Raw genomic sequence first — 3,367 nt, 5'->3', positions numbered from 1 at the left:
GGGCATTTTGGCTCGCATTCGACAGAAGTCGACCAGCGCAACTCGGGACGAACGAGAAATTCAATGCCAACCGATATTTTCAAGGCGGCGCGCTCGCCAAAAACCGGAGTTTTCGGTCAGGCACGATCTACTACCGTATCACCCCCGCCGAGCACGACCGTATCTTTACTCAGACGAGGAAGTCGAGCGCCTGCTTCGTGGCGCTCTGGACCTTCAGCCTGGCGATGGCTTGCGCCCCTGGACGTTTCACTGTCTGTTCGGCTTGCTCAGTGTCGCCGGCTTGCGGATTGGTGAGGCCATTCGCTTGCAGATCGACGATGTCGATTTGCAGGAGGGCTTGTTGACGGTTCGCGGCACGAAGTTCGGGAAATCCCGTCTGGTGCCGATTCATCCGTCGACCCAAACGGTGTTGGCGCAGTACCAGGCCCGCCGAGCACGCTTCGTCGCAGATCACCCCGCTTCCTCGTACTTCTTCATCACCAGTCGAGGAAATCATCTGGACATCGGCGACATTCACCGCACCTTCTACAAGCTGTCACGGCAGATCGGCCTGCGCGGTGAGACGGCCAGTCACGGGCCGCGCCTGCATGACTTTCGGCATCGCTTTGCGGTTGAGACACTGTTGCAATGGTACCGCTCGGGCGAGGACGTCGAGCGACGCTTGCCGGTCCTGTCGACCTACCTCGGACATGTCCATGTCGCCGACACTTACTGGTATCTCAGCGCTTCTCCGGAATTGATGGGGCAGGCGATGGCGCGCCTTGAACAGCGCTGGGAAGAACGGCCATGAACGTGACGGTCAGTTTCCCCGCGCTATTGCAGGGCTTCTTCACGCGGCGGCTGATGCAGCAACGTCGGGCCAGCCCGCATACGATTGGCTCCTACCGGGACACCTTCCGCCTGCTGCTGCGGTTTGTGCAGGCAAAGCTCGCTCAGCCACCCAGTCAATTGGCATTCGAGCAGATCGACGCCCCGTTGATTGCTGAATTCCTGGAGGACCTGGAGAAGAACCGCGGCAGCACTGCTCGCAGCCGAAACTTGCGACTCACCGCGATCCGCTCCTTCTTTCGCTACGCCTCCTTCGAGGTTCCGGAGCATGCGGCCCAGATCCAGCGCGTGCTCGCTATTCCCAGTCAGCGATTTACGCGCCGTCAGGTCGGTTTCCTGACTCGACCCGAAATCGAAGCCTTGCTGGCCGCCCCCGATCAGCGCACGTGCTCCGGACGTCGCGATCACGCCATTCTCCTGGTCGCCGTTCAATGCGGGCTGCGCCTTTCCGAGCTGACCGGCATGTGCCGAGATGCGGTGTTTCTGGGCACGGGTGCCCATGTCAGAGTGCTTGGCAAGGGGCGAAAGGAACGCGCCACGCCGCTGACCAGGGAAACAGCAGCCGTTCTGAAAGCGTGGCTGTGCGAGGTTCCAGATAGCGCTGATGCCATCGTGTTTCCCAGTGCCCGCGGAACTCGCCTGAGTTCGGACGGGATCGAATATCTCCTTGCCAAGCATGTCGTGATTGCCGCCAAGACGTGCCCGTCTTTGATGCACAAACGGGCGACACCGCATGTGCTGCGTCATACCGCGGCCATGGAATTGTTGCAGGCCGGGGTGGATCGTTCCCTGATCGCGTTGTTGCTTGGTCATGAATCGGTCGAGACCACGCAGATCTATCTCGACGCGAATCTGGCCATGAAAGAGCAGGCTTTGGCCAAGGCGGCACCTCCCGGTAGCAAAGCCGGCCGCTACCATCCAGATGATCAACTGTTGGCTTTCCTCAAGGGGCTATAGGCCGCAACGATCGAGACTATGCCGACCGAAAATGCCATTTGGCGCCCGAAAGACAGCTGGTTGCGTACTTGAGGCGCAACCAATTGCATTGGTCGGCATAGTTCGGAACGCGGCATAGTGCCGAAGGCTGTGGGGCGAAATGTTTTTTTTTAGCCCACACGATTCGACGACGGCCCGCAGGGCCTTCTGAACGCCGCCGCGGTCGAGGGCTGTGCTGGCGGCGTGTGCGCCAGACAAGCCGCCGTGGCGATTGGGAAACAGCAGAACGGGATTACGGTGGCGCTGCCAGAGGCGGCGCAGGAGTCGGTAGGTGGCCGTCGGCAACGGCACCAGGCGGTCCTTGTTGCCCTTGGCATCGCGGATATGCACACGCGCGCGCGACCCGTCGATATCAGCGACCGTCAGCCGCAGCCTTTCTCCCAGACGAAGGCCGAGACTGTAGAGCGTGAAGAAGAAGACGCGGTAACTGAGCGCCCGGGTGGCCATGAAAATCCGCTCGGCCTCCTCGATGGTGACGATGTCCGGCAGACGCTGCGACCGCGGCGGCTTGATCAGACCGGGCGCCACCCAGGGTTTTTTTAGCACGTGCTCGTGGTAGAACTTGAGCCCGTACAGATCGAGCTTGACCGAACTCCAGGAGTGCGTCTCGCTCAGGTCGGTGAAGTAATCCACCATGTCGGCCTCGCTCAGATCGTCGATCTGATGATCGAAGTAGTCTCCTACCCGGCGGATGGCGCGCGAATACGCCTCGATCGTCTTCGGCTGCAAGCCCTTGAGCTTCAGGTGCTTCAGGTGCAGTTCGTAGTGCCTGTCAAAAATCGTAGCTGCAACAGCGGACATGTCTTCCATCTTGCGGTAACCTCGCGTTCGTCATGAATATCCCTCGGATGAGGGGCGAGGTCACATCTTGACTCAACACGACGACGGCACCGGGGTTTCCTCCGCGTAGCGGCTTCGTCCAACCGAGTGCATTACAATTTCTACGGTCCTGCCTGGGGGGTTTGGGTGACCATAAGTGGGGGATTTTGTCTTGAGGTAGCACGCACAGCTGTCCTCCGACTCGGGTATCTGTCCGGCACCGTCTGTTGACCGGGACTGGTAGGAACATCAGCGCGGGCGATGATAATGTCGGCTCCAGGGACAGGCGCGAGGCGACCAATGCGTCATCTCCGACGCCGCCGCTCCGCGCAACTCCCTTCTCAACACTGACGGCGCAAACGGGATCGACCAATCAACTGATCACCATATTTGCACAACTTGATGCCCACAACTGCTGGGCGCAAGTCTGAAGGAGGTGAAGGCGGCTTCGGTGGCGATCTCCAACCACTCGATGGCTCGTCTCAGAAGGCGGCAATACGCTGGATGACCCAGAACATCGCGAGGCTCCCAATGGCGTAGGGGGGAACACGCCACGCCCAAGTCGGTGGCAAAACGCCTAGGCGCCGGGCGACCTGCTGCGCTAGAGTGTGTTGACATTCAAGCGAGCCAAATGACGGATGCGGCGAGGGCGATGAAGGAAGCGAAACGCTCGGCGAGTTTGTCGTAGCGTGTAGCGATACGTCGAAATTGCTTGATGCGGCAG

General features: G+C 60.2%; 2 protein-coding genes and 2 pseudogenes. 2 read left to right on the top strand and 2 right to left on the bottom strand.

The genetic code is table 11. The features are described from left to right. Positions 1-127 precede the first annotated feature (127 nt). Positions 128-790, top strand: a pseudogene (locus Q1L50_RS01620) (tyrosine-type recombinase/integrase); the annotation flags it as partial. After that, the gene (locus tag Q1L50_RS01615) at positions 787-1,785 is read left to right on the top strand and encodes a site-specific integrase (protein WP_300335409.1); all 999 of its coding nucleotides are present in this window, start codon (positions 787-789) and stop codon (positions 1,783-1,785) included. The pseudogene Q1L50_RS01620 and the gene Q1L50_RS01615, both read left to right, overlap by 4 nt. Here Q1L50_RS01615 and Q1L50_RS01610 read toward each other — a convergent pair. Further along, positions 1,780-2,625, bottom strand: a complete 846-nt coding sequence (locus tag Q1L50_RS01610) for a site-specific integrase (RefSeq protein WP_300335408.1) — start codon at positions 2,623-2,625, stop codon at positions 1,780-1,782. The genes Q1L50_RS01615 and Q1L50_RS01610 overlap by 6 nt on opposite strands. A 636-nt stretch (positions 2,626-3,261) precedes the next feature. Then, a pseudogene (locus Q1L50_RS01605) lies at positions 3,262-3,367 on the bottom strand (IS5/IS1182 family transposase); the annotation flags it as partial.

This window comes from Accumulibacter sp. (genome assembly GCF_029255145.1).
GTDB lineage: Bacteria > Pseudomonadota > Gammaproteobacteria > Burkholderiales > Rhodocyclaceae > Accumulibacter.
The sequence above is the reverse complement of the archived record's forward strand: the minus strand, read 5'-3'. Positions and strand labels throughout refer to the sequence as shown.